At 59.5% G+C, this 25,517-nt stretch carries 20 protein-coding genes and 1 pseudogene; 11 read left to right on the top strand and 10 right to left on the bottom strand.

Features of this window, described 5'->3' with window-relative positions; translation table 11 throughout:
• Positions 1-18: 18 nt before the first annotated feature.
• The 4 genes from ATI02_RS13705 to glnA form a co-directional block, all read right to left on the bottom strand.
• Positions 19-642 (bottom strand): DUF4124 domain-containing protein, encoded by a 624-nt coding sequence (locus tag ATI02_RS13705; protein ID WP_095190091.1) that lies wholly within the window; start codon positions 640-642, stop codon positions 19-21.
• On the bottom strand, positions 639-1,151 hold the full coding sequence (locus tag ATI02_RS13700; protein WP_100848465.1) for a DUF4124 domain-containing protein: 513 nt from the start codon (positions 1,149-1,151) through the stop codon (positions 639-641). The genes ATI02_RS13705 and ATI02_RS13700 overlap by 4 nt, the downstream gene beginning before the upstream one ends.
• A gap of 256 nt (positions 1,152-1,407) precedes the next feature.
• The gene (locus ATI02_RS13695; protein WP_100845361.1) at positions 1,408-2,739 is read right to left on the bottom strand and encodes an IS4 family transposase; all 1,332 of its coding nucleotides are present in this window, start codon (positions 2,737-2,739) and stop codon (positions 1,408-1,410) included.
• A gap of 134 nt (positions 2,740-2,873) precedes the next feature.
• A complete protein-coding gene (gene glnA / locus ATI02_RS13690) occupies positions 2,874-4,280 on the bottom strand; it encodes a glutamate--ammonia ligase (RefSeq protein WP_064117048.1) in 1,407 nt (468 codons plus the stop codon).
• A 328-nt stretch (positions 4,281-4,608) separates the two neighbouring features.
• Between glnA and thiI the strand changes: the two genes are divergently transcribed.
• Both thiI and typA read left to right on the top strand, forming a co-directional pair.
• Complete coding sequence (gene thiI / locus ATI02_RS13680) at positions 4,609-6,063, top strand: tRNA uracil 4-sulfurtransferase ThiI (protein ID WP_095190094.1); 1,455 nt, start codon at positions 4,609-4,611, stop codon at positions 6,061-6,063.
• A gap of 139 nt (positions 6,064-6,202) precedes the next feature.
• Complete coding sequence (typA, locus tag ATI02_RS13675; protein WP_064117050.1) at positions 6,203-8,023, top strand: translational GTPase TypA; 1,821 nt, start codon at positions 6,203-6,205, stop codon at positions 8,021-8,023.
• A gap of 234 nt (positions 8,024-8,257) precedes the next feature.
• Here the strand turns inward: typA and ATI02_RS13670 are convergent, their stop codons facing one another.
• Complete coding sequence (locus ATI02_RS13670) at positions 8,258-8,695, bottom strand: YkgJ family cysteine cluster protein (RefSeq protein WP_065615414.1); 438 nt, start codon at positions 8,693-8,695, stop codon at positions 8,258-8,260.
• Positions 8,696-8,955: 260 nt separating this feature from the next.
• Between ATI02_RS13670 and ATI02_RS13665 the strand changes: the two genes are divergently transcribed.
• The 5 genes from ATI02_RS13665 (at position 8,956) to ATI02_RS13635 (ending at position 18,554) form a co-directional block, all read left to right on the top strand.
• Positions 8,956-11,406 carry a glycogen/starch/alpha-glucan phosphorylase gene (locus tag ATI02_RS13665; protein WP_100846543.1) on the top strand — a complete coding sequence of 817 codons (2,451 nt, stop codon included), beginning with the start codon at positions 8,956-8,958 and terminating at the stop codon, positions 11,404-11,406.
• A 257-nt stretch (positions 11,407-11,663) separates the two neighbouring features.
• Positions 11,664-15,254, top strand: coding sequence for a DUF2339 domain-containing protein (locus tag ATI02_RS13655; protein WP_100846542.1), 3,591 nt, complete (start codon positions 11,664-11,666; stop codon positions 15,252-15,254).
• Positions 15,251-16,615, top strand: a complete 1,365-nt coding sequence (locus ATI02_RS13650; protein WP_100846541.1) for a DUF3999 domain-containing protein — start codon at positions 15,251-15,253, stop codon at positions 16,613-16,615. The genes ATI02_RS13655 and ATI02_RS13650 overlap by 4 nt, the downstream gene beginning before the upstream one ends.
• A gap of 322 nt (positions 16,616-16,937) precedes the next feature.
• Complete coding sequence (locus ATI02_RS13640; RefSeq protein WP_095190099.1) at positions 16,938-17,948, top strand: class 1 fructose-bisphosphatase; 1,011 nt, start codon at positions 16,938-16,940, stop codon at positions 17,946-17,948.
• 3 nt (positions 17,949-17,951) lie between these two features.
• The gene (locus ATI02_RS13635) at positions 17,952-18,554 is read left to right on the top strand and encodes a DUF924 family protein (protein WP_100846539.1); all 603 of its coding nucleotides are present in this window, start codon (positions 17,952-17,954) and stop codon (positions 18,552-18,554) included.
• Between the two features lies 1 nt (position 18,555).
• On the opposite strand, the gene ATI02_RS13630 is transcribed toward ATI02_RS13635, so the two are convergent.
• The 4 genes and pseudogenes from ATI02_RS13630 to ATI02_RS33300 all read right to left on the bottom strand — a co-directional run.
• The gene (locus ATI02_RS13630) at positions 18,556-18,888 is read right to left on the bottom strand and encodes a type II toxin-antitoxin system RelE/ParE family toxin (RefSeq protein WP_095190101.1); all 333 of its coding nucleotides are present in this window, start codon (positions 18,886-18,888) and stop codon (positions 18,556-18,558) included.
• The gene (locus tag ATI02_RS13625; RefSeq protein ID WP_095190102.1) at positions 18,885-19,157 is read right to left on the bottom strand and encodes a type II toxin-antitoxin system Phd/YefM family antitoxin; all 273 of its coding nucleotides are present in this window, start codon (positions 19,155-19,157) and stop codon (positions 18,885-18,887) included. Before ATI02_RS13625 ends, ATI02_RS13630 begins: the two co-directional genes overlap by 4 nt.
• 223 nt (positions 19,158-19,380) lie before the next feature.
• Positions 19,381-20,145 carry a methyl-accepting chemotaxis protein gene (locus ATI02_RS33305; RefSeq protein WP_371857639.1) on the bottom strand — a complete coding sequence of 255 codons (765 nt, stop codon included), beginning with the start codon at positions 20,143-20,145 and terminating at the stop codon, positions 19,381-19,383.
• A 93-nt stretch (positions 20,146-20,238) separates the two neighbouring features.
• Positions 20,239-21,261, bottom strand: a pseudogene (locus ATI02_RS33300) (HAMP domain-containing protein); the annotation flags it as partial.
• A gap of 293 nt (positions 21,262-21,554) precedes the next feature.
• Between ATI02_RS33300 and ATI02_RS13615 the strand changes: the two are divergent.
• Together ATI02_RS13615 and ATI02_RS13610 are read left to right on the top strand one after the other, a co-directional pair.
• A complete protein-coding gene (locus ATI02_RS13615; protein WP_003220802.1) occupies positions 21,555-21,809 on the top strand; it encodes a hypothetical protein in 255 nt (84 codons plus the stop codon).
• A 30-nt stretch (positions 21,810-21,839) separates the two neighbouring features.
• The gene (locus ATI02_RS13610) at positions 21,840-22,409 is read left to right on the top strand and encodes a lipocalin family protein (protein WP_100846537.1); all 570 of its coding nucleotides are present in this window, start codon (positions 21,840-21,842) and stop codon (positions 22,407-22,409) included.
• Positions 22,410-22,528: 119 nt separating this feature from the next.
• Here ATI02_RS13610 and ATI02_RS13605 read toward each other — a convergent pair whose 3' ends face one another.
• Positions 22,529-23,893, bottom strand: coding sequence for a formimidoylglutamate deiminase (locus ATI02_RS13605; RefSeq protein WP_100846536.1), 1,365 nt, complete (start codon positions 23,891-23,893; stop codon positions 22,529-22,531).
• A gap of 145 nt (positions 23,894-24,038) precedes the next feature.
• Between ATI02_RS13605 and hutC the strand changes: the two genes are divergently transcribed.
• Complete coding sequence (gene hutC, locus ATI02_RS13600; RefSeq protein ID WP_192886501.1) at positions 24,039-24,749, top strand: histidine utilization transcriptional repressor HutC; 711 nt, start codon at positions 24,039-24,041, stop codon at positions 24,747-24,749.
• Between the two features lie 9 nt (positions 24,750-24,758).
• Positions 24,759-25,328 (top strand): HutD/Ves family protein, encoded by a 570-nt coding sequence (locus ATI02_RS13595; RefSeq protein ID WP_100846534.1) that lies wholly within the window; start codon positions 24,759-24,761, stop codon positions 25,326-25,328.
• Positions 25,329-25,517 lie beyond the last annotated feature (189 nt).

The raw sequence follows: 25,517 nt of genomic DNA, 5'->3' as shown, positions 1-25,517 counted from the left end.
GCGCAAAGCTGAGCGGCGTTAGAAGAAACGCAGGAAAGGATTTTTCGGTTCTTCGGGTTTATCTTTCAGCGGGCATTCCGCACGTATGCCGTAATCTTTGGCGACGCAGGGTTTGACCTGGCGCTTTTGCGCCAACGAAATGCGCAGCATGTGGAAGGGCTGATTAGCGGTGCGTTCTACGGTGCGGCCCTGCGCATCGAGAATCTCGACAGAAAGGCTGTGGCTGCCACGGTCTATGTTGTTCAGTGGAAATACCGGGCTCAGGCCTGGCTCGCCGGTGGCCTTGCCGTCCAGCAACAGGCGATAGCGATGACCTGCTTGCAGACCCGGCTCGCTGGTGACGCTGACGATCACTTCGCCAGCGCTGCTGCGAATGGTCGCGTCCGGCTCGGGCACCAGAACACGGAGCATGTCGTAGTGGAACAACGGTTGCTCCGGGGATTTTTTCGCCGTTGTGATCGGCGCGGCCGCGGTGGGGTTGGCCGGCATGCGATTGCTGGTCGCCAGCGGCACGCGCTTGGCATTGCCCCGTGGCTGGTCGGTGTAGACGCGATTGCCTTGAGCGTCGATGTAGGTGAACACCTCCGCCGAGGCTTGCAGCGCGGTCAGGGCCAGCACAGCGATCAGCCACGCGCGGCTCATGGCTTGTGCACCCGTTGCACGGTAAACACCACCACCGGGCTCTGCTGGATGATCGATTGGCCGTCGATCACCTGCACTGCGAGGCGATGATCGCCGCGATCAACGTTAACCAGTTGCAGGATCGGCACATTGCTCGGCTGGCCGTAGGGTTGGTCGTCCAGCACCAGTCGCAAAAGGTGCGCCGGTTGCAGGCGCGGCTTGATCAGCACATTGACCGTGAACGTGCCGTTGTTGGCGCGCAGGGCTTCTTCGGTGGGCAGGCCGGCGAGTTCGAGAATGGCGTAGGCGCTGCGCGGTGGTTCGCGGTTATCGGTGCTGGGCGCCACTGGTGCACTCGGCGGCTGAGATTCGACGCTGTTTAGCGGCGGCAGCTCCACCGCCTGCGCCTTGACGCCGTCCGGCGAATGATCGCTGTACACCGTGTTGCCGTTGGCATCGGTGTACTTGTAGATCTGTGCGGCGGCGGGCAGGGCGATCAGCAGCAGAATGTAGAGAAAGGTGCGACCCATGAAATCGACCGGGATTGAAAACGATGGGTGCAGCATAGGACAGACGCGTCAGTTGGCCTAACCTGGCACACATCCAGAGATCATTCAGGCGCCAAAATCCCCTGTGGGAGCGAGCCTGCTCGCGAAGACGTCGTGTCAGTCGCCATCTCTGTCAATGACCCAGCGCATTCGCGAGCAGGCTCGCTCCCACAGTGGATTTGCGTCACTTCATAAATTGCGGCAATAAAAAAGGCCTCCCGAAGGAGGCTAATGCCAGTCAGTTAAGCTGACTGGCATTTTTGTTTTTGATCGGATACTTCGGCGATTTGAGCCTGATTGCCCGAGGATAAATGCGCTCCTCGCGTCGATGTGGCAGGACATAATGCGGGGCTGAGGCATGCAACTCTGCGAGATATTTGGGGATGTTCCCCGAACGATCCGCAGAAACGCCGTTGATAAACCCCAAGATCGCCCAAGTGCACGCGGTGAAGCTCAGTTCGCATGGATGGATGCCTGGACAATGGCGGCTCATCTCCACCATCTGATAACGCAACAGGTTGTAGCCCAACAACACGCCCCACAGTTCCTGCTCAATCATTTCGGGCGTCTTGCTGCGCAGCGTATAGCTGCTGTTCAGCAGGGTCTGCTTCATTTCTCTAAACCCTAACTCGATCTCCCATCGCTGGCTGTAGAGATCGACGATTTCGTCGGACGGGAAGCGTAATGAGTCGGCCATCGACGTCAGTATCTGACAAACCTTGCCCTTGACGGTTTTGCTCAGAAGCCGCGCAGTCAGGCGCTCCGGCAATCCAGGCCATTGCTTGCGGGCCTGCGGCGAAGTACTCAACGAGACCACAGCATCGTGGCGCCCCAAACGCTGAAGCACTTCGTACTGCGAGCCTTTTTTCAGCGGCATCAACCAATGTCGCTCGATGCCTGCTTGCTGCCATTGATGCAGCAACCCCAAGGAATAAAAGCCGCGATCGAACAGCGTCAGCGAGTGATCGGGGGTGGTTTCGATCAGTTGCTCCGCCAGTTTCATCTCGTTGCTGCGATAGCCGTCAAACGCGCTGCCAATCAGTAAGTGACTGGTCAATTCCATTTGGCAAACCATGCGCACCTGAGGAAAACCAGTATCGCCATGCTGGTTGCTGGCGGAGTCGTAACGCGCACGGTTTTCCGGTGTATCGGGCGTACGCCAGACGACGCCGTCGACACCCAGCAAGCGCAACCCGGCCCAGGTCGGATGACTGGCCGCTTCATGCCAGCTTTTCTGAGTCAGATCGAAGACTTGTCGTACGGCCTCGCTGCCCAGCCGCTGACGGGCTTGGACTACGGCGCTGGGCGCGACCAGCGGACGTTGCCCAGGCAGCATGATGTTCATGCGACTGACCACATCCCACGCCGACATGCGTCGAAAAAACGCCATGGAGATGACGCACCAAAGCATCATTTCCAAAGGTAAGCGTCGCCTGCGCAAAGTGGCTACACCGGCCTGCTCCAATGCCTGTTCGACCAGAGATGGATCAAGCAACGAGTCCAACCCTTCGAGGGAGTTGGGAGTCGAGACGAAGTTGTGGGTGAGTTCCAGTGCCCGAGCCAGACGCATAAAAAAATCCGATGCCTATTCAGGCATCGGATTTTGATTTCTTGCGGCCAAAGGTCAAGCAAAAGGGCTTAACTGATCGGCATTACCCGAAGGAGGCCTCTTTTTGTCACGCCGCGTAGCGCAGCGCTACCGGATCAGCAGCTGTAGTACAGCTCATATTCCAGTGGGTGTACGAAGGTGCGGACCTTGATTTCTTCTTCGGATTTCAGCGCGATGTAAGCGTCGATGAAGTCGTCGGAGAACACGCCGCCCTTGGTCAGGAACGCACGGCCCTTGTCCAGCTCTTCCAGGGCTTCTTTCAGGCTGCCGCAAACTTGTGGGATCTCTTTCGCCTCTTCAGGCGGCAGGTCGTACAGGTTTTTGTCAGCGGCATCGCCTGGGTGGATCTTGTTCTGGATACCGTCCAGGCCGGCCATCAGCAGAGCTGCGAAAGCCAGGTACGGGTTGGCAGCCGGATCCGGGAAACGTGCTTCGATACGACGGCCGCGTGGGCTGTTGACGTAAGGAATACGGATCGAGGCGGAACGGTTGCGGGCCGAGTAGGCCAGCATGACCGGAGCTTCGAAGCCTGGCACCAGACGCTTGTAGGAGTTGGTAGCCGGGTTGGTGAAGCCGTTCAGGGCCTTACCGTGCTTGATGATGCCGCCGATGAAGTACAGAGCGGTTTCGGACAGGCCCGCATAGCCTTCGCCAGCGAAGGTGTTCTTGCCATCTTTGGCGATGGACATGTGTACGTGCATACCCGAACCGTTGTCGCCGTACAGCGGCTTCGGCATGAAGGTAGCGGTGCGGCCGTAGGCGTCGGCAACGTTGTGTACAACGTATTTCAGCGTCTGAACTTCGTCAGCTTTCTTCACCAGGGTGTTGAACTTGACACCGATCTCGTTCTGACCGGCAGTTGCCACTTCGTGGTGGTGAACTTCAACGGTCTGGCCCATTTCTTCCAGTGCGTTGCACATGGCAGTACGGATTTCGTGGTCGTGGTCGAACGGCGGAACCGGGAAGTAGCCACCTTTGACGCCTGGACGGTGACCTTTGTTGCCGCCTTCGATGTCCTGGTCGGACATCCACGAGCCTTGTTCGGAGTAGATTTTGAACATCGAGCCGGAGATGTCCGACTTGAACTTCACTTCGTCGAAGATGAAGAATTCTGGTTCTGGACCGGCGAACACAGTGTCACCGATACCGGTGGTCTTCAGGTATTCCTCGGCGCGGTGAGCGATGGCGCGCGGGTCACGATCGTAACCTTGCATGGTCGACGGTTCGATGATGTCGCAGACCAGAATCAGGGTCGCGTCTTCGGTGAACGGGTCGAGCACGGCCGTTTCGTCGTCCGGCAGCAGGATCATGTCGGAGGCTTCGATGCCTTTCCAGCCCGCGATGGAGGAACCGTCGAACATCTTGCCGACTTCGAAGAAGTCGTCTTCCAGCGCATCGCGAGCCGGCATGGTCACGTGGTGCTGAGTGCCTTTGGTGTCCGTGAAGCGCAGATCAATCCACTTGACGTCATGATCTTTGATGAGTTGAACCGACTTCGACATAGTGTCCTCCGGGTGGCTTAGGGCTTGGTAGTGGATGCCCTTAATATGGGTGATGCCGGCGCAGATACTCTGCCAAGGCAACCTGCCTCACAAGGGAGCAAATTGCATGCCAGTGCCCCAGCATGGGTTTTTTGCCCCAAATTCACGCTTCTAAAGGTGCAAAGCGCCGTGAAGGCGAAAATATCGCCCCCTAATGTAGCGTGCGAATTGAAAAATGACCCGTTTTGGTGCGCGCAAAACGTTCTGCACATTAACTGGTTAAACCTTGAGCAATTTCCGCTATAATCCGCGCCCCCCTTTTTCGGCTGGCCCTGCGCGCGCTGTTTTCATGAAACTAATCGTAAAAGTCTTCCCCGAGATCACCATCAAAAGCCGACCTGTCCGGACGAAATTCATCCGCCAGCTGGCCAAGAACATCCGTGCCGTGCTCCGCGATCTGGACCCGGCTGTGGTGGTGAACGGTGTGTGGGACAACCTCGAGCTGGAAACCCGCGTTACCGACCCCAAAGCCTTGAAAGAGATGGGTGAGCGTCTGACCTGCATGCCGGGCATCGCGCACTTTTTGCAGATCGACGAGTACCCGTTAGGTGACTTTGACGACATCACCGAAAAGTGCAAACAGCACTACGGCGATGCGCTGGCCGGGAAGATTTTCTCGGTGCGCTGCAAGCGTGCAGGCAAGCACACGTTCAGCTCGATGGACGTAGAAAAATACGTCGGCAGCAAGCTGCGCCGTGAGTGCGGTGCCGCCGGGATTGACCTAAAAGCGCCGCAAATCGAAGTTCGTATCGAAGTTCGCGACAAACGGTTGTTTGTCATCCACAGCCAGCACAACGGCATCGGCGGTTACCCGCTTGGTGCGTTGGAGCAGACGCTGGTATTGATGTCCGGCGGCTTTGACTCGACCGTTGCGGCCTACCAGATCATGCGCCGCGGCCTGATGGCGCACTTCTGCTTCTTCAATCTCGGCGGGCGGGCCCACGAATTGGGCGTGATGGAAGTCGCGCATTTCATCTGGAAGAAGTACGGCAGCTCGCAACGCGTGCTATTTGTCAGTGTTCCATTTGAAGAAGTGCTGGGCGAAATTCTCGGCAAAGTCGATAACAGTCATATGGGCGTCGTATTGAAGCGTATGATGTTGCGCGCGTCCTCCGCCATCGCTGACCGCCTGCATATCGATGCGCTGGTCACCGGTGAAGCGATCTCCCAGGTGTCGAGCCAGACGCTGCCGAATCTGTCGGTGATCGATTGCGTAACCGACAAACTGGTCCTGCGCCCGCTGATCGTCGCCCACAAGCAGGACATCATCGACACGGCCAACGAGATCGGCACCGCCGATTTTGCCCGGCACATGCCGGAATACTGCGGGGTCATCTCGGTCAATCCGAAGACTGCCGCCAAGCGTGGCCGCGTTGAGCACGAAGAGAAAGAATTCGACATGGCGGTGCTCGAGCGTGCGCTCGCCAACGCCAAACTGGTGGCGATCGATCGAGTCATCGACGAATTGGGCCAGGATTTGCAAATTGAAGAAGTCGGCGAAGCACTGGCCGGTCAGATCGTCATCGACATCCGTCACCCGGATGCCGCTGAAGACGAACCGCTGGAGCTTGCCGGCATAGAGGTACAGACGATGCCGTTCTATGCAGTGAACGCACGTTTCAAGGAACTGGACCCTACTCGCCAGTACCTGCTGTATTGCGACAAAGGCGTGATGAGTCGCCTGCATGCCCACCATTTGCTCAGTGAGGGGCATGCCAATGTGCGCGTTTATCGACCGAGCTAAGTGCCCGGGGCTGTTTGCCTGTGGCCTGCGTCACCGGCCCCCCGACACCGCCGTCAAGCTGTAACGGCCATGCCGGACACTACTGCTAATCGCTGCCAAGACTTGTCAGCAAACCGAATCCTCTGATCGAGATACACAAGTGATCGAAAATCTACGCAACATCGCCATCATTGCCCACGTTGACCATGGTAAAACCACCCTGGTAGACAAACTCCTGCGTCAATCCGGCACCCTGGAGCGCAACGAGCTCAACGACGAGCGCGTGATGGACTCCAACGACCAGGAAAAAGAGCGCGGTATTACCATTCTGGCGAAAAACACCGCCATCAACTGGAACGGCTACCACATCAACATCGTGGACACCCCGGGCCACGCCGACTTCGGCGGCGAAGTTGAACGCGTAATGTCGATGGTTGACTCCGTTCTGCTGCTGGTTGACGCTCAAGACGGCCCTATGCCGCAAACCCGTTTCGTGACCAAGAAGGCTTTCGAAGCCGGCCTGCGTCCAATCGTGGTGATCAACAAGGTTGACCGTCCAGGCGCGCGTCCGGACTGGGTTCTGGACCAGATCTTCGACCTGTTCGACAACCTCGGTGCTACCGAAGAACAACTGGACTTCCAGGTTGTTTACGCCTCGGCCCTGAACGGCATCGCCGGTCTGGATCACACCGCCATGGCTGAAGACATGACCCCGCTGTACCAAGCGGTCGTCGACCACGTTCCGCCTCCGGCTGTTGACCGTGACGGCGCGTTCCAGATGCAGATTTCCGCTCTGGACTACAACAGCTTCCTGGGTGTTATCGGCGTTGGCCGTATCGCTCGTGGTCGCGTCAAGCCGAACACCCCGGTTGTGGCTATCGGTGCTGACGGCAAGCGTCGCAACGGCCGTATCCTGAAGCTGATGGGTCACCACGGTCTGCACCGCGTCGACGTTGAAGAAGCTGCAGCAGGCGACATCGTTTGCATCAGCGGTATGGATTCGCTGTTCATCTCCGACACCCTGTGCCACCCGGACACTGTCGAGGCGATGAAGCCGCTGACCGTTGACGAGCCAACCGTTTCCATGACCTTCCAGGTAAACGACTCGCCATTCTGCGGTAAAGAAGGCAAGTTCGTGACGTCCCGTAACATCAAGGATCGTCTGGACAAAGAGCTGCTGTACAACGTTGCTCTGCGCGTTGAAGAAGGCGACACCGCTGACAAGTTCAAGGTTTCCGGCCGTGGTGAGCTGCACCTCTCGGTACTGATCGAAACCATGCGTCGCGAAGGCTTCGAACTGGCCCTGGGCCGTCCGGAAGTGATCATTCGTGAAGTAGACGGCGTCAAGCAAGAGCCGTTCGAAAACGTGACCATCGACATCCCTGAAGAAGCTCAGGGCAAGGTCATGGAAGAGATGGGTCTGCGTAAGGGCGACCTGAGCAACATGGTGCCGGATGGCAAGGGCCGTGTTCGTCTGGAATACAACATCCCTGCTCGCGGTCTGATCGGTTTCCGTAACCAGTTCCTGACCCTGACCAACGGTGCTGGCATCCTGACCTCGATCTTCGATCGCTACGACACCGTGAAGTCCGGCCACATGTCCGGCCGTCAGAACGGCGTTCTGGTTTCGGTTGAAACCGGCAAGGCACTGACCTACTCGCTGGAAACCCTGCAGGCTCGTGGCAAGCTGTTCGTAGAACACGGCCAAGAGATCTACAACGGTCAAATCGTTGGTCAGAACAGCCGCGACAACGACCTGGGCGTGAACCCGACCAAAGGCAAGAAGCTCGACAACATGCGTGCTTCGGGTAAAGACGAAACCATCGCTCTGGTTCCACCAGTGAAGTTCACTCTGGAACAAGCTCTGGAATACATCCAGGAAGATGAGCTGTGCGAAGTGACGCCTAAGTCCATCCGTCTTCGCAAGAAGATCCTGGACGAAAGCGAGCGTACCCGCGCTGCCAAGAAAGCCAAGAACTGAGTCATTAGTTCAGGCTGAATGAAAACGCCCCCGGTCGCGAGACCGGGGGCGTTTTTGTTTGTCCGGGATTTAACCGAGACGGGTGCGGTGTTTTTGCTGGCCTCTTCGCGAGCAAGCCCGCTCCCACAGTGGATCTCTGGTGTACACAAAATGTGTGTTCACTGAAAAGATCTAGTGTGGGATCGGGCTTGCTCGCGAAGGCGGCCGATAAGCCGCCGAAAATCTCAGGTCAGATCAAAACTTCTCGATCGCGCGGAAATTCTGCTCGCGCACCACTTCCTTGGGCTTGTACGCGCAATACCCCGGACGCGGGCCGATTTTCGGGTGATTACGGCAAGTGTCCGGGCGCTTGTCATAAATGGTGCACAGGCGGCTCTTACGATCCAGGTAGTAGCAATCGTTGTTGCTCATGCGCTGGAGGGTGAAGATGCCCGACTTCTGATTGAAGCGCTCGACCAGCCCTTCCTTTTGCAGACGCTTGGCGATGTTCTTCGGCGGGTCGCCCAGCTCGAACTCGTCGACCACACCGATGCGCACCAGATCCTTGATCTTGACCTCGACCGGCAGCGTGCAGCAGCTGGACATGCAAGAGCCACACATCGGGGCCGAATATTTGGCCCACGTATCGAGACGATCGATCTCGGCGGCGGCAATCAGGTTGGGCTTCATCATCGGGAGTTACCAGGCGTGTGTGCATCAGGGCGCGCGATCATACCGGGACTGGTGGATTTTTGAACAACCTTTCGCCAGATTTTTTCCTGGCGGCCAATATCAGGGGGAGAATTCGGCACGGCCCCTGCATTCATTAGCGCATTCGCCAAGCGATTGCCGGACGATCTCAGCGTCTCAGGAAAAACTGCCGAACCTGCGCCGCTACCGTCGGTCAGACCGTCTAGGCTCAGACAATTCCCCGCTCGCCCGAGGTCCTATCGATGACTCAAGAACCACTAGTTCGCGAAGCAGAGGTGGCCGCATTTCGCGACGCCGTCCTGACCAAACTCACCTACGCGGTGGGCAAAGACCCTGATCACGCCTTCGACCATGACTGGTTCGAAGCCATTGCCCTGGCGGCGCGCGATCACATGGTCGAACACTGGATGGACCACACCCGGCAGATCTACCGCAAAGGCCAGAAACGCGTCTATTACCTCTCGCTGGAGTTCCTCATCGGGCGCCTGCTCTACGATAGCCTGAGCAACCTCGGCCTGCTCGACGTTGCCCGTGAAGCCTTGACCGAACTCGGTGTCGATCTGGAACGCATCCGTTTACTGGAGCCCGACGCGGCGCTCGGCAACGGTGGCCTCGGTCGCCTGGCGGCATGTTTCATGGAAAGCATGTCGACCCTCGGCATCGCCGGCCACGGCTACGGCATCCGCTACGAGCACGGCCTGTTCCGGCAGGCCATCGTCGATGGCTGGCAGCAGGAGCAGACCGAACACTGGCTGGATTTCGGCAACCCGTGGGAGTTCGAACGGCCGGAAGTCGTTTACTCCATCGGCTTCGGCGGCAGTGTTGAAACCGTCACCGATGCCAGCGGCAAAACCAGACAAGTCTGGTCGCCGGCGGAAATCGTGCGGGCGATTGCCTACGACACGCCGGTGGTCGGCTGGCGCGGGGCGAGCGTCAACACCTTGCGGCTGTGGCGCGCCCGGGCCATGGAAGATTTGCATCTGGAGCGCTTCAACGCTGGCGACCACTTGGGCGCGGTCGCCGAAGTGGCCCGCGCCGAAAGTATCTCCCGCGTGCTCTACCCGGCAGACAGCACCGAAGCCGGGCAAGAACTGCGTCTGCGTCAGGAATATTTCTTCGTCGCCGCCTCGCTGCAGGATCTGCTGCGTCGTCACCGTAATATGCACACCTCGGTGCTGACCCTCGGCGATCACGCCGCCATCCAACTCAACGATACTCACCCCTCGATTGCCGTCGCCGAACTGATGCGCCAACTGGTCGACGTCTATGACGTAGCCTGGGATGCGGCGTGGCAAGTCACCGTCGACACGCTGTCTTACACCAACCACACGCTACTGCCGGAAGCGTTGGAAACCTGGCCGGTGGGCTTGATGGAACGCATGCTGCCGCGGCACATGCAGATCATTTACCTGATCAACGCCCAGCACATTGATTCGCTGCGGGCCAAAGGCATCCACGATTTCGACGTGCTGCGTGCCGTGTCGCTGATCGAGGAAGACAACGGCCGCCGCGTACGCATGGGTAACCTCGCCTTCCTCGGTTCGCACAGCGTTAACGGCGTGTCCGGATTGCACACGCAGTTGATGCGCAGCACGGTGTTTTCCGAGCTGCACAAGTTGTATCCGGATCGGATCAACAACAAAACCAACGGCATCACCTTCCGCCGCTGGCTGTATCAGGCCAACTCTGAGCTGACCTCTATGCTGGTCGACGCACTGGGCCCGGACTTGCTCGACAACCCTGAAGAGCGCCTGCTTGATCTCGAACCGTTCGCCGAGAAAACCGCGTTCCGCAAGGCCTTCGCCGAACAGCGCCTGCACAGCAAAAAGGCCCTGGCCTATCTGATTCACGAACGGCTGGGAATCGCGGTCAACCCGGCGGCGATGTTCGACGTGCAGGTCAAACGCATCCACGAATACAAACGCCAGTTGCTCAACCTGATGCACACCGTGGCGCTGTATCAGGCGATTCGCGCCGAGCCGGAAGTCGACTGGGTGCCGCGGGTGAAGATCTTTGCCGGTAAGGCTGCCGCGAGTTATCACCAAGCCAAACTGATCATCAAACTGACCAACGACATCGCCCGGGTGGTCAACAACGACCCGACCGTGCGTGGCCTGCTGAAAGTGGTGTTCCTGCCCAACTACAACGTCAGCCTGGCGGAAAGCATCATCCCGGCAGCGGATTTGTCCGAGCAGATTTCCACTGCCGGGTTCGAAGCCTCGGGCACCAGCAACATGAAGTTCGGCCTCAACGGTGCGCTGACCATCGGCACGCTGGATGGCGCCAACGTGGAAATGTGCGAGCGCATCGGCGCTGAGCATATGTTCATCTTCGGCCTCAGCGCCCAGCAGGTTGAAGCGCGCAAACAGAACCACGAGTTCAGCGCTGCGCCGGACATCGCTGCGTCCCATCGCCTCAACGATGTGTTGCAAGCGATCCGCAGTGGCGTGTTCTCGCCGGATGATACGTCGCGCTACACCGGGCTGATCGATTCGCTGGTGGACTATGACCGCTTCCTGGTCTGCGCCGACTTCGATTCGTACTGGGAAGCGCAGAAACGCGTCGAAGCGCATTGGCACGACAGCAATAACTGGTGGCGTTCGGCAGTGCTCAACACCTCGCGAATGGGCTGGTTCTCCTCCGACCGGACGATTCGCGAGTACGCCACGGATATCTGGAAAGCGCTGGAGTAACTTTTCGCCACAAATGTGCGCAAGGCCCAACGTTTGTTGGGCCGGATCGATATACTGAGCGCCGGTTACCGGGCCGTATCAGTCGTCACGAGACCCCTTGTGGGAGCGGGCTTGCTCGCGAAGGTGGTGTGTCAGTCAATTTTAATATCGACTGACACAACGCCTTCGCGAGCAAGCCCGCTCCCACAGTAGATTGTGCCTAGACTGAAGCAACTGCCGGGATTGCCCCATCATGGGGCCGCTTAGGGATATCGACCATGCAATGGATGTTCATGTTGATCGGGCTGGTGCTCGGCTGGCTGCTCGACGAGTCGTTCAGTGATGCGCTGCTGGGCGCGTTGCTGGGGTTGGCGATCGGGCAAGCGCTGCGGATCGCGCGGCTGGGCGCGCAGGCTGCGCAACAGCAGCATCAACTTGAACAGGCGAAGGTTGCCTTGCAGGGCATTGAACAGCGCCTGTTTCTGCTCGAAGGTGCGCCGGTTCATGCTGCTCCGCCACCGAGTGCGGCACCGGTTAGCGAGCCATTGGCCGAACCTGTCAACGTCGTCGAAAAGGCCCCGGCCCCCGAACTGGTCTGGGAACTGTCGGCCGATCTGGAACCACTGTCCGCCGTCGCTCGCGAAACCAGCCAACCGTTGCCGGACGATGTCTGGCGTCTGGACGCCGTCACGCCCGAACCTGAACCCAAGCGCCCCGCCGAACCCCGTGGCCCGAACCTCATCGAGCGCGCAATTAGCGCGGCACGCAACTGGCTGTTCGGCGGCAACACCGTATTGCGGGTCGGCGTGGTGTTGTTGTTCTTCGGTCTGGCCTTTCTGCTGCGCTACGCCACCGAAGGCATGGTGGTGCCTATCGAATTGCGTTATGCCGGGGTCGCGGCTGCGGCGCTGGGCTTGCTGGCGCTGGGCTGGTGGCTGCGGCACCGCAACAGCAGCTATGCGTTGATGCTGCAAGGCACCGGCATCGCGGTGTTGTACCTGACGGTGTTTGCGGCGATGCGCCTGCACCCGTTGCTGGATCCGTCCGCCGCCCTGGGCTTGCTGGTGGCAGTGACGGTGTTCTCGGCGATCCTGGCGATTACTCAGGACTCTCTGGCGCTGGCGTGTGTCGCGGCGCTGGGCGGGTTCGCGGCGCCAATCCTGACGTCCACCGGCGCCGGCAATCACGTCGCGCTGTTCAGCTATTTCGCCCTGCTCAACGCCGGCATTCTCGCCATTGCCTGGTTCAAAGCCTGGCGCCTGCTCAACCTGATCGGCTTCGTCGGCACCTTCGGTATCGGTTTCGCCTGGGGCCTGCGTTCGTACACGCCGGAACTGCTGTGGAGCACCGAGCCGTTCCTGATTCTGTTCTTCCTCATGTATCTCGCCATCGGCCTGCTGTTTGCCCGGCGAAAACTGCTGGATATGCCGGACGCTCCGGCGGATGGTGATCGTGAAGCGCTGCTGAAATGGTCGGCGCGCAAGGGCGATTACGTTGATGGCACGATGCTGTTCGGCCCGCCGATTGTCGGCTTCGGTCTGCAGTTCGCGCTGGTCCAGCATCTGGAATTTGCCGCCGCGTTCAGTGCCCTCGCGCTGGGCATGATTTACATGGGCCTGGCCAAAGTGCTGATGGGCGGTCGCGCGGTACTGCTGGGCGAAACCTGCCTGGCATTGGGGGTGATTTTCGCCAGTCTGGCGATTCCGCTGGGCCTGGATGCGCGTTGGACCTCGGCCGCATGGGCCGTGGAGGGCGCGGGGATTTTCTGGCTGGGCCTGCGTCAGTATCGACCGTTCGCCCGGGCCTTCGCCTTGCTACTGCAACTGGGGGCGGCGCTGGCGTTCATCAGTCAATTGAATGTCGGCGAAAGCAGCCTGCTCGACGGTGCTCCGCTTGGCGCGCTGATGCTCGGTGCGGCGTTGCTGTTCAGTTTCTATCAATTGCGCAAGGCCTCGCCGGAGCAGACCTCGCCGTGGGAGCGCCAAGGCCTGCCGGTGTTGGCGTGTCTGGGCCTGACGTTCCTCTATTCGCTGGCGCCGTTGTTCTTCTTTGTCCAAGGTACGGCGATCAGTTGGGCGCTGGCCGGTCTGGCGACGTTGTTCGTTGGTCTGCGCCTGCAATCGCGCACCTTCCTGTTCACTGCATTCGCTGTGCAACTGCTCGGCGGCGCGTTGTTCCTGCTGCGTCTGCAAGGCGCGGGCGAGGATTCGGCGGCGGTGTTCAGCGCCGGCTGGAGCGGTTTGCTCAGTGCGTCTCTGATCGGTCTGGCGCTGATCGCCGGCATGCTACTCGCGGCGCGCGACGAGATGGTGCGCGGCGATGTGCGTCTGCTGCGCGGTTTGTCGGTGGTGCTGCTCGCCGGGCTGGTGCTGATCAATCTGGCGGTGTTGTTCGTGCTGCCATGGCAGACCGCGAGTGCGGTGTGGGCCGCCAGTGGTTTGCTGATCATCTGGCTGAGCCTGTACCTCAAGCAGCGGGTGAGTTTTGTTTTCGGTCTGCTGTTGCAATTGATTGGCGGCGCGGCGTTTTTGCTGGCCGGCCCCGAGTGGCTCGGGCCGCTGTCCAGCGAAGGGCTGCGACCGCTGGCCCATGGTGGATTCTGGACGCCACTGGTGCTGGGTCTGGCGGCGATGATCGGGGCCTGGCGTTTGCAACTGGGTAATCACGCGTCGGCGTTTGATGTGCTGAGCTTGCAACGTCTGTCCGAAGTGTTGTTGATCTGGGGCGCCGCCTGGTGGGCGTTGGCGTGGTTCAGCGAAGTGATGCGTTTTGCGCCGATGAATCTGGAAAATACGCTATTGCTGCTGGTCGCCGCGCTCATGGTCGCGTTGTGGACGGTATTGGCATTGCGCCTGAAATGGCCGTCGCTCGCTCTGCTCTGCACCTTGCTGATTCCGGTGGCTGGGCTGGTGTTGCTGGTCTCGTGGCATTCGCGTTTTCACCCGGCTGCCAATTTCGGCTGGCTGGCATGGGCGGTGGTGTTTGCGGTGCATTTCTTCAGCCTGCGGCGTCTGGCGCCGATGCTGCCGACACGGGCTTTGCGCACTGCGCATGTGCTCGGCTGCTGGCTGCTGATCGGTGTGCTGGCGCTGGAATTGCGCTACGGCTTGTTGCTGTTGTCGGAGCAATACAACGCCTGGCGTTGGCTGGGCTGGGCGATTCTGCCGAGCCTGTATCTGTTGCTGGCAGCCGCACCGCGCCACTGGCCGTGGCCGGTGTTGGCATTCCCGCGCGAGTACCGCTTGTACGCGGCCGCACCGTTGGCGGTGTTGATGCTCGGCTGGTTCTGGCTGGCCAATGGCGTCAGCGATGGCAACGCCGAACCGTTGCCGTATGTACCACTGCTCAACCCGTTGGAGTTGGGCCTGCTGTTCGCCTTGTTCGGCGTTTATGTGTGGTCGCGCAGCGCGGTGTCGCAACTGTCGATCCGTCAGGACTACGCCGATTACGCTACGCAACTGGTCGCCGGGGTTTCGCTGTTCGCTTTCTGCACCGCGTTGGTGACCCGCGCCGCGCACCATTGGGCCGGCATTCCGTTCGAGCTCGATCAACTGCTCGCCTCTATGCTGGTGCAGGCCGGATTGTCCATCGCCTGGACGCTGATGGCGCTGGGGCTGATGATCGGCGGACACCTGCGTCATCGTCGCGAAGTCTGGCTGATCGGTGCGGCGCTGATTGCGCTGGTGGTGGCCAAACTGATTTTTGTCGAATTGAGCAACCGTGGCGGCCTCGCCCGGATCGTCTCGTTTATCGGCGTCGGCGTGTTGCTGTTGGTGGTGGGCTACCTCGCGCCGCTGCCACCCAAACGCGTCGAAGCTGACCCGGAGGCAGGAAAACCAGCCCCGGAAACCGAAGGAGTTGCATCGTGAGTCGCATGCTGAATCTGGGGTGGTTGGCGTTGGGTGTGGTGATGGTCGCCGGCGCTCAGGAAAAACCGGCGGACTTCGCCACGCAGGTGCCGCTGTCGGTGACGGGCGAGGGCCCGTGGTATCGCCTCGAACTACCGCTGAATGTGCAATTGCAGGCGCGCCAGACCGACCTCAGCGACTTGCGCGTATTCAACGCTGCCGGCGAACCTCAGGCTTACGCCTTGGCCCGCGAATCGGCGCAAACCCGCGACGATGGTCAATTGCACGAGGTGAAGTGGTTCCCGCTGTACAACGCCGCCGACGCCACAGAGCGTGCGCCGAACGTGCGCGTGCAATCGACCACCACGGGCACGCTGGTGGAAGTGCAACCGTCCAGTCAGTTGGAGGCCGGTGAAGAAGTGCTGCGCGGCTGGCTGCTCGACGCCAGTTCGATCAAGGCGCCGTTGCAACAGTTGATCCTCGACTGGACCAGCGAGCGCGACGGCTTCCAGCGTTTCAGCATCGAAGCCAGTGACGACTTGCAGCACTGGCAGCCGTGGGGCGAAGGGCAAGTGGCGCGGCTGACCTTCGCCGATGAGCGCATCGAGCAACACGAGGTGAACTTGCCGGGGCAGTCGGCGCGCTATGTGCGCTTGCTGTGGGATTCACCGAGTTCGGCACCGATCCTGACCTCGGCGCAACTGAAAAGCAGCGACCCACGCAACCTGCCCCTGCCATTGGTCTGGTCGCAGTCATTGGCGGGCAGCAGCACCAAGGCCGGGGAATACACCTGGCAGTTGCCGATGGGGCTCAATGTCGAGCGGGTGCAGGTTGAGTTGAAGCAGCCGAACAGTCTGGCGCCGGTGACGCTGGCAGGCCGACGCGAGAGCAGTTTGCCGTGGCAGACCCTGAGCAGTGGTTTGCTGTATCGCCTGACGCAAAATGGCCAGGACGTCGTGCAGAACGAATTGCAGCTCTACGGGCAAACCGTGCAGCAGTTGAAGCTGACGGTGGATGAGCGCGGCGGTGGTCTGGGCGAGCAGGCACCGAGTGTGAAGTACGCGGTGCGGGCGACGCAGGTGATTTTCCTCGCGCGCGGCGCCGGCCCTTACAGTCTCGCGCTGGGTAATCCGAATGTGAAAACGGCGAATCTGCCGTTGGCGACGCTGATTCCGGATTTCAAACCGCAGAAGCTGGCGACGTTGGGCAAGGCGGTGGTTCAGGGGGAGGCGATGGCTACGCAGACTTCGACGGCAACCACTGCGGCGGTAACGGAGACCAACTGGAAGAAGATTGGTTTGTGGGCGGTGTTGTTGCTGAGTGTGGTGTTTTTGGGGGCGATGGCGTTTAGCTTGTTGCGCAAGCCTCCAACCAATTCCTGAGAATGGCTGGCGCTGCGCGCCATTCGCGAGCAAGCCCGCTCCCACACTGGATCTTCAGTGGACGCCAATTTTGTGGTCACCACAATTCCCTGTGGGAGCGAGCCTGCTCGCGAAGGCGGCCGATCGGTCGACAAAAATCCGGAGCTACCATCCATTCCGTTTCCAACTACGCTAAACCCGGTACCTGAACTCTCCAGGCCGAATCACGTCTCATGCAGGCAATTACACCCCAACGCACGTTACCGGGCGTCTTCGCTCGCTACGTTTTCAGACTCCCTGTAAACTGCGCGGGTTTTAGCCCCCCATTCCACCGGAGCCGTCCATGTCCCGCGTTACCTTGAGTCGCTATTTGATTGAGCAGACCCGCAGCAACAACACTCCTGCCGATCTGCGCTTCCTGATCGAAGTGGTGGCGCGTGCCTGTAAGGAAATCAGCCACGCCGTGTCCAAAGGCGCCCTGGGTGGTGTTCTGGGCAGCATGGGCACTGAAAACGTACAAGGCGAAGTGCAGAAGAAGCTCGACGTGATCTCCAACGAGATCCTGCTCGAAGCCAACGAATGGGGCGGTCACCTGGCCGGCATGGCGTCCGAAGAAATGGACAATGCCTACCAGATCCCGGGCAAATACCCGAAAGGTGCGTACCTGCTGGTATTCGACCCGTTGGACGGCTCGTCTAACATCGACATCAATGCCCCGGTCGGCACGATCTTCTCGGTACTGCGTTGCCCGAACGAATACCTGACCCAGAACGAGCCGCTGAACGAAAAAGCTTTCCTGCAGCCAGGCACTCAGCAGGTTGCTGCCGGCTACGCGATCTATGGCCCGCAGACCATGCTGGTGCTGACCTTGGGTCACGGCGTCAAAGGCTTCACCCTGGACCGCGAGATGGGCAGTTTCGTGCTGACCCACGAAGACATCACTATTCCTGAATCGACCCAGGAATTCGCCATCAACATGTCCAACCAGCGTCACTGGGAAGCTCCGGTACAACGTTACGTTGGCGAGCTGCTGGCCGGTGAAGAAGGTCCGTTGAAGAAGAACTACAACATGCGTTGGGTCGCGGCGATGGTTGCCGACGTGCACCGCATCCTGACCCGTGGTGGCCTGTTCATGTACCCACGCGACAGCCGCGAGCCGTCCAAGCCTGGCAAACTGCGTCTGATGTACGAAGCCAACCCGATGTCGTTCCTGGTGGAACAGGCGGGCGGCGCGTCCACCGACGGCCACCAGCGCATCCTCGACATTCAGCCTGAAGGCCTGCATCAGCGTGTTGCAGTGTTCCTCGGTTCGAAAGAAGAAGTCGCACGCGCTACGGCCTACCACAAGGAATAAACCATGAACGCACCCTGGCAGCCGTTGCTCGATTGGTGGTTCGGACATGCCGAATCCCCCGACGAGATAGCGGCTGACAAGGGCAAGTTGTGGTTCGGCAAGCGAGACAGCCAAGACCTCGAAGCGCAGACGCGTTTCGGGGTCTTTGTCGATCAGGCCCTGGCCGGCGAATTGACCGAGTGGACGCAACGTCCCGAAGGTTGGCTGGCGGTGGTGCTGTTACTCGATCAACTGCCGCGAATGATCTATCGCGATACTCCCAAAGCCTTTTCCGGTGATCTACGCGCGCAGAAGCTTGTCGCGCAAGGCATTGCTGCGGATTTCGATCGGCAGTTGAAGCCGATCCAGCGGGTGTTCATCTATCTGGTGTTCGAACACTGCGAAAACCTCGCGGTGCAGAATGAAGCGGTTTCGCGGTTTATCGATCTGGTGGCTGAGCAGCCGGAAGCGCAGCGCGCGGTGTTTGCCGACAACCTGGATTATGCCGAACGGCATCAGAAAGTGATCGCGCAGTTTGGACGGTTTCCGCATCGCAATGCGGTGTTGGGGCGGGAGTCTACAGCTGAGGAGTTGGTGTTTCTCAGTCAGCCTGGGTCACGGTTCTAAATCAAGGATTGCCTCGTAGAAGCCGTTTCATCAACAGTGCTGGCAGACTTTTTCGCGTATCGACAATGATATGGATGAAAATGGTTTTTTCTCGCACCTCATAAATAATCCGGTTCATTCCCAAGACAATCTGGCGGTATTGACCGAGATTGAGCTTCTCGATTTCTTCGGGCATCGATCCTGAATAAGGCAGATCTGCGAGACCCAGAATCGCAGTCTTGAGATCGGCATAAGTGCTTTGCCAAATTTGGGATGAGAACTGTCTGACGAGGTAGGTGCGAAGTTCTTTGAGATCTGCTTGCGCTGACTGAAGAATAACGACCTTTAAGCTCATTGATGATCGGCCTTGTCCAGTTCGGTAAAGACGTCTTCAGCGTCACTGAACTTGCCTTCCTCAATCTCCCGATTACCCATCGCCAAGAGCTTCAGCAAGGCCATCGTGCCTTCTTGCTCTTCAAAACTTTTCACATCCATAACCACTAGCTTGGCTTCACCGTTTTGCGTGATTACCAGCGGCTCGCGGCTTTCTGTGATTGATTTGACGATTTCGGCCGTATGGCTTTTCAGGTAACTGATCGGTTTTATTTGCGATGAAAGCTTCATGATTGAATCCCGCCAAATTGAACAGGACTGAGTTTAGTCTTAATTCAGTCACACCGTCAGTGTGAGCTGACCAGCGTGTTTCAATTCAACATTCTTTCGTCGCTAATGCCGCTTTCGCGAGCAAGCCCGCTCCCACAGGGATCTTCGGTGTTCACACAATGTGCGTTACACCACAAAACCCTGTGGGAGCGGGCTTGCTCGCGAAGAGGCCCGTGGCAGCGCCTTAAATTCTGAAACTACCCACCAACTGCTTCAACCGCGCCGCCTGCTGCTCCAGATCCGAACACGCCCGCAAGGTCGCCTGCAAGTTCTCCACACCTTCCTGATTCAGCGTGTTGATCTCGTTGATATCCACGTTGATCGACTCGACCACAGCGGTCTGTTCTTCAGTCGCGGTCGCTACCGACTGATTCATCCCGTCGATCTCGCCGATGCGCTGGGTCACGCTGCCCAGGCGTTCGCCGGCCTGGTTGGCGATGCCGACGCTGCTTTCGCTCTCGCGCTGGCTCTCGGTCATGATGCTGACCGCCTGGCGTGCGCCGACTTGCAGTTCTTCGATCATCTTCTGCACTTGCTGCGCCGAATCCTGGGTGCGGTGCGCGAGGTTGCGCACCTCATCTGCAACCACGGCGAAACCCCGGCCAGCCTCACCGGCACGGGCTGCTTCGATCGCGGCGTTGAGCGCGAGCAGGTTGGTTTGCTGGGAGATGCTGGTGATCACTTCCAGAATCTGGCCGATGTTCACCGTGTTGCTGTTCAGGGTTTCGATGTTGCCGCAGGAGTCGCTGATCTTCGCCGACAGCTGTTGCATCGCGTGGATGGTTTTATCCACAACCTGCTGACCGTCGACCGCCAGGCTGCGCGCCTCGCTGGAGTGCTGCGAGGCGAGGGCGGCGTTCTGGGCTATTTCCTGCGCGGCGGCGCCCAGTTGGTTGATCGCCGCAGCGACGCTGTTGGTACGGCTGGATTGTTGATCCGAGTTATACATCGACGAGTTCGACGCGGCGACCACGCGCAGGGCGACTTCGTTGACCTGACCGGTGGCCGAAGCCACTTCGCGGATCGAGGTGTGGATCCGTTCGACGAAACGGTTGAACGAGGTCCCCAACGCGCCGAACTCATCGTTGCCGTGTATCACCAGACGCTTGGTCAGGTCACCTTCGCCTTCGGCGATGTCGTGCATCGCGCGGCCCATGGTCAGCAGCGGTTGCATCAGCACACTAATGAGCATGCCGAGCAGAGTGATGATGATCATCACGGCAATCACCATCGCGATCAGCGCCGAGGTGCGGAATTCGCTGAGCATGGCGAACGCGGTGTCTTTGTCCAGCACCAGCGCCACGTACCAGTCGGCCGACGGCACACCGTTGACGTGGGTGAAGGAGATCAGTTGCGGCTTGCCGTCGAACTCGACCTCTTTCAGGCCCGGGCTGACCTTCGGCGCACCGTTCGGATAGGCCTCGGCGAGGGTCTTGAGTACCAGTTTGCTGTCCGGGTGGATCAGGATTTTGCCCTCGGCACTGACGATGAACGCGTGGCCGTGGCCGCCGAAGTTCAGCGAGTTGATGATCGCGCTGACGCTGGTCAGGTCGATGTCCGCACCGGCCACGCCGAGCATCTGGCCCTGACGCTGTACCGGGGTGGCAACGGTGATGACCAGTTTGCCCGACGAGGCGGCGATGTACGGTTCGGTGACGATGGTCTGCTGCGCGCCGTTGGCCGCTTTATACCAGCCGCGGGCCCGCGGGTCGTAATCCGGCGCGCGATTGCCGGCAGGCACGGAGAACATCACGCCATCCGTACCGCCGAAGTAGCTGAGCTGGAAGTTACCGGTGTAGGCCGGCAGGTCGATGATGCGTTTCAGGCTGGCCGGGGCGTTACCGTCAATGGCTACCTGCTGGGACAGCGATTGCAGCAATTGAATGCGGCTTTCCAGCCAGGTCTGGATGTTGCTGGTGGTCAGGCTGCCCAGCTCCTGCATCGAGGCTTCGGTACTACTGCTCAGGGCTTCGCGTTGTCGATAGTCGTTGAAAAAAATGAAACAGGCGAATGCAACAGCCACCACGAGGGCGGCAGCCAACAAGATTTTGTGGCTGAATTTCATGTTTCTGGTCATCGAATGAACTACCGCGAAGGGGCTGGTCAAGAAAGGGCGGCAATTTGCCACACCGTGGGGCTTTGCGCTGCTCTTATTTCGACCGCCGTGCGCCAAAGATTAGGCGTGTCGGATGAAATGCGACGAAATGCTCAATAGCCCTACAAAGTGTCTGATTTAAAGGCAAAAGCCAGACGGGCGGGCTAATAAATAGCCATCCGCCCAGGGAACCAGATGAGGGTTTTCTCTTCTAAGCTTCTGGTTGGCACCATGCCATCCCCCCTCGTTCCAGGAGTTACACCATGTCGCTGCGATCTATCGCCCTTCTGACGTTTTGCGTGCTGTTGGCCGCATGCAGCAAGGTCAATCAGGAAAACTATTCGAAGCTCTCGGCTGGTATGGCCAAGGCCGAAGTCGAGACTCTGCTCGGCAAGCCCACCGATTGCTCGGGCGCGCTCGGCATGTCCAGTTGCACCTGGGGCGACAAGAACAGCTTTATCAGCGTGCAATACGCCGGTGACAAAGTGCTGATGTTTTCCGGCCAAGGCCTGAAGTAAACCGGGGCTTCGCGCCCACGGAGAAGAAAAATGAAGCGGTTATTGCTAATCCTTTTTGCCGGCCTGGTACTGGCCGGCTGCGCCAGTTCCGGCGTGGATCCGTTGGCGCCGAAAACCGTCAACAGCGTCAATCTCAAGCGTTACCAGGGCACTTGGTATGAACTGGCGCGCTTGCCGATGTACTTCCAGCGCAATTGCGCGCAATCCGAAGCTCGCTACACCCTTCAGCCCGACGGCAACATGGCGGTGTTCAACCGCTGCCTGACGACAGACTGGGAGTGGGAAGAGGCCAAGGGCACCGCTTATCCACAGGTGCCGGGCAAGACCGACAAGCTGTGGGTCGAGTTCGATACCTGGTTCTCACGGCTGATTCCGGGTGTGGTGAAAGGCGAATACTGGGTGTTGTACGTCAGCGATGACTACAAGACCGCCATCGTCGGCGACCCGAGTCGCAAGTACATGTGGCTGCTGTCGCGTACACCGACTGTCAACGGTGTGGTGCGCGAAGAGCTGCTGAGCAAGGCGCGTCAGCAGGGTTACGACACCACGCGGTTGATCTGGCGCGCGTCGGATCGGCAGATGGCCAAGACTTCGAATTAAAGAACACTGCAAAACCAAAGTGGGAGCGGGCTTGCTCGCGAAGAGGGTGTGTCAGTCGACTGAAGTGTTGACTGATACACCGCTTTCGCGAGCAAGCCCGCTCCCACATTGGTTATGCGTCAGCCCAGAAGTTCACGCAGGACTTGGGTGAAGGCGCGATTGCTTTGTTCTTCGCCGGCATGCCGGCCATCACGCACCACCCACTGGCCATTGACCAGCACATCGCGAACCTGACGATCGCCGCCGGCAAACAACCAGCGATTCAAAATCCCGTCGCCGCTGGCCGTTGCCAGATACGGATCGTTGCCATCAAGCACAATCCAGTCCGCACGCTTGCCGACTTCCAGCGCCCCGATCGGCTGCCCCAACGCCTGCGCGCCGCCGTCCAGCGCCGCGTCATACAGCGTGCGCCCGACCATCGGCTGATCGGCGCCATACAAACGGTTGCGTCGCTGATCGCGCAGGCGCTGGCCGTATTCCAGCCAGCGCAATTCTTCCACCACACTGAGTGACACATGGCTGTCGGAACCGATGCCCATGCGTCCGCCCTGAGCGAGGAAATCCACCGCCGGGAAAATCCCGTCGCCGAGGTTCGCCTCGGTGGTCAGGCACAGGCCGGCGATGGCGCCACTCTTTGCCATCAGCGTGACTTCTTCCGGGTTGGCGTGGGTGGCGTGAACGAGGCACCAGCGCTGATCGACTTCGGTGTTTTCGTACAGCCATTGCAGCGGCCGACGACCGCTCCAGGTCAGGCAGTCATCGACTTCCTTCTGCTGTTCGGCGATGTGAATGTGCACTGGGCATTGTTTGTCGCTGGCGGCCAGTACTTCGCTGATTTGCTGCGGGGTGACCGCGCGCAACGAGTGGAAACACAGGCCCAGCGATTGCGCCTTCTGCTGCGCCAGCAGCGGCTGCAAGCGTGATTGCAGATTGAGGTAGTTTTCGGTGCTGTTGATAAAACGGCGCTGGCCATCATTGGGCGTCTGCCCGCCGAAACCAGAGTGGCTGTAGAGCACCGGCAGCAGGGTCAAACCGATGCCGCTTTCGCTGGCAGCCTGACTGATGCGCAACGCCAGTTCAGCCGGATCGGCATAAGGCTGACCGTTAGTGTCGTGATGCACATAGTGGAATTCGGCAACCGAGGTATAACCAGCCTTGAGCATCTCGATGTACAGCTGTCGGGCGATGACGCCAAGTTGATCCGGGCTGATTTTTCCGACGAGCCGATACATCAGATCGCGCCACGTCCAGAAACTGTCGTTCGGATTGCCAGCCACTTCGGCCAGCCCGGCCATCGCGCGCTGGAAGGCGTGGGAGTGCAGATTGGGCATCCCCGGCAGCAACGGACCGCTCAGCCGTTCGGCGCCATCTGCGGTGGAATCGGCCTGGATCTGGGTCAGCAGGCCATCGGCGCTGACCTCAAGACGTACATTATTGGCCCATCCGTTAGGCAGCAGCGCGCGTTCGGCAAAGAAGGCGGACATGGTTCAGCACCCCATCGTGTGTTATTTGTATATACATATACAGACGTTTGCCTGCCCGGTAAACTCCGGCAAGCTAGCAACCTCTACCGACGAACAAGGATCCACCGTGCCGACTCCGCCTCCAGTTTCCCCGTTGGCCGCGAACATGGGCGACAGTCCGGCGCCCTTGTACGCCCGCGTCAAACAGATGATCACCCAGCAGATCGACAGTGGTAACTGGCCGCCGCACTACCGCGTGCCGTCGGAAAGTGAACTGGTCAATCAGCTCGGTTTCAGCCGCATGACCATCAACCGCGCCCTGCGCGAGATGACTGCCGACGGTCTGCTGGTGCGCATGCAAGGCGTCGGCACGTTCGTCGCCGAGCCGAAGAGCCAGTCTGCGTTGTTCGAGGTGCACAACATCGCCGACGAAATCGCCTCGCGCGGTCATCGCCACACCTGCCAGGTCATTACCCTCGAAGAAGAGGCCGCCGGCTCCGAACGCGCGTTGGCGCTGGACATGCGCGAAGGGCAAAAGGTTTTTCACTCGCTGATCGTGCATTACGAAAACGACATTGCGGTGCAAATCGAAGACCGTTTCGTCAACGCGCTGGTGGCCCCGGAATACCTCAAGCAGGACTTCACCCTGCAAACGCCTTACGCCTACCTCAACCAGGTGGCGCCGCTGACTGAGGGCGAGCATGTGGTCGAAGCGATCCTCGCTGAAGCGTCCGAGTGCAAGTTGCTGCAGATCGAAAAGGGCGAGCCATGCCTGCTGATCCGCCGTCGCACGTGGTCGGGCCGTCAGCCGGTGACCGCTGCGCGCCTGATTCACCCCGGTTCCCGTCATCGTCTGGAAGGTCGGTTCCATAAATAGAGAGCATAAATGAGTGAAGTGAAGGTTTTACGCGCTGAAGGTTACCCGCGCATGCCGTGGAAAAACGGCGGTGGCAGCACTGAGGAAATCACTCGTGATGCCGGTGCAGGGCTGGATGGTTTCGGCTGGCGCCTGTCGATTGCCGACATCGCTGAGTCGGGCGGATTTTCGACTTTCGCCGGTTACCAGCGGGTGATCACCGTGTTGCAGGGTGACGGCATGACCCTGTGCGTCGATGGCGACGACACGCGGCCGCTGTTACCGCTCGACCCTTTCGCCTTCAGCGGGGAGAGCCAGGTTTCCTGCACGCTGCTCGGCGGTGCGATTCGCGACTTCAATCTGATCTACGCGCCGCAGCGTTACAGCGCGCGCTTGCAGTGGCTGGACGGTGAACAGCGATTCTTCAGCTCGGCGGGGACGGTGCTGGTGTTCAGTGTCAGTGAGCTGCTGCAAGTGCAGGTGGGTGACAGTGTTGCGCAGTTGGGGCGACATGATTGTCTGCAGCTGGACGGTAACAACGGACTGGTCGAAGTCTCCATCAATGCCGCTTGCTGCGTGATCGAACTGACTGCGCGCTAGTCAATCCTCCCCACTGATCGTTCCCACGCTCTGCGTAGGAATGCATCCCGTGACGCTCTGCGTCACCTCCATCGAAGCGGACGCGGAGCGTCCATGGCGGCGTTACCACGCAGAGCGTGGGAACGATCAGGTCCTGTTTCCATCCTCGCACCAACTTGTTACCGAACGCCCCAGCGTGACGCAAAACCG

Origin of the sequence: Pseudomonas baetica (genome assembly GCF_002813455.1) — a bacterium.
Taxonomy (GTDB): Bacteria; Pseudomonadota; Gammaproteobacteria; order Pseudomonadales; family Pseudomonadaceae; genus Aquipseudomonas; species Aquipseudomonas baetica.
This window is presented reverse-complemented; position numbering and strand designations above follow the sequence as displayed.

What these genes read in the sequence shown, in the direction of transcription:
- ATI02_RS13670 (WP_065615414.1), bottom strand. Translation starts at nt 8,695, where the DNA reads ATGATGAAGCCCAACCTGATTGCCGCCGCCGAGATCGATCGTCTCGAT.
- ATI02_RS13635 (WP_100846539.1), top strand. Translation starts at nt 17,952, where the DNA reads ATGAACGCACCCTGGCAGCCGTTGCTCGATTGGTGGTTCGGACATGCC.
- ATI02_RS13610 (WP_100846537.1), top strand. Translation starts at nt 21,840, where the DNA reads ATGAAGCGGTTATTGCTAATCCTTTTTGCCGGCCTGGTACTGGCCGGC.
- ATI02_RS13655 (WP_100846542.1), top strand. Translation starts at nt 11,664, where the DNA reads ATGCAATGGATGTTCATGTTGATCGGGCTGGTGCTCGGCTGGCTGCTC.
- ATI02_RS13665 (WP_100846543.1), top strand. Translation starts at nt 8,956, where the DNA reads ATGACTCAAGAACCACTAGTTCGCGAAGCAGAGGTGGCCGCATTTCGC.
- ATI02_RS33305 (WP_371857639.1), bottom strand. Translation starts at nt 20,145, where the DNA reads ATGTATAACTCGGATCAACAATCCAGCCGTACCAACAGCGTCGCTGCG.
- ATI02_RS13595 (WP_100846534.1), top strand. Translation starts at nt 24,759, where the DNA reads ATGAGTGAAGTGAAGGTTTTACGCGCTGAAGGTTACCCGCGCATGCCG.
- ATI02_RS13605 (WP_100846536.1), bottom strand. Translation starts at nt 23,893, where the DNA reads ATGTCCGCCTTCTTTGCCGAACGCGCGCTGCTGCCTAACGGATGGGCC.
- ATI02_RS13640 (WP_095190099.1), top strand. Translation starts at nt 16,938, where the DNA reads ATGTCCCGCGTTACCTTGAGTCGCTATTTGATTGAGCAGACCCGCAGC.
- thiI (WP_095190094.1), top strand. Translation starts at nt 4,609, where the DNA reads ATGAAACTAATCGTAAAAGTCTTCCCCGAGATCACCATCAAAAGCCGA.
- ATI02_RS13615 (WP_003220802.1), top strand. Translation starts at nt 21,555, where the DNA reads ATGTCGCTGCGATCTATCGCCCTTCTGACGTTTTGCGTGCTGTTGGCC.
- hutC (WP_192886501.1), top strand. Translation starts at nt 24,039, where the DNA reads ATGGGCGACAGTCCGGCGCCCTTGTACGCCCGCGTCAAACAGATGATC.
- ATI02_RS13695 (WP_100845361.1), bottom strand. Translation starts at nt 2,739, where the DNA reads ATGCGTCTGGCTCGGGCACTGGAACTCACCCACAACTTCGTCTCGACT.
- ATI02_RS13625 (WP_095190102.1), bottom strand. Translation starts at nt 19,157, where the DNA reads ATGAAGCTTTCATCGCAAATAAAACCGATCAGTTACCTGAAAAGCCAT.
- ATI02_RS13705 (WP_095190091.1), bottom strand. Translation starts at nt 642, where the DNA reads ATGAGCCGCGCGTGGCTGATCGCTGTGCTGGCCCTGACCGCGCTGCAA.
- glnA (WP_064117048.1), bottom strand. Translation starts at nt 4,280, where the DNA reads ATGTCGAAGTCGGTTCAACTCATCAAAGATCATGACGTCAAGTGGATT.
- ATI02_RS13700 (WP_100848465.1), bottom strand. Translation starts at nt 1,151, where the DNA reads ATGGGTCGCACCTTTCTCTACATTCTGCTGCTGATCGCCCTGCCCGCC.
- ATI02_RS13630 (WP_095190101.1), bottom strand. Translation starts at nt 18,888, where the DNA reads ATGAGCTTAAAGGTCGTTATTCTTCAGTCAGCGCAAGCAGATCTCAAA.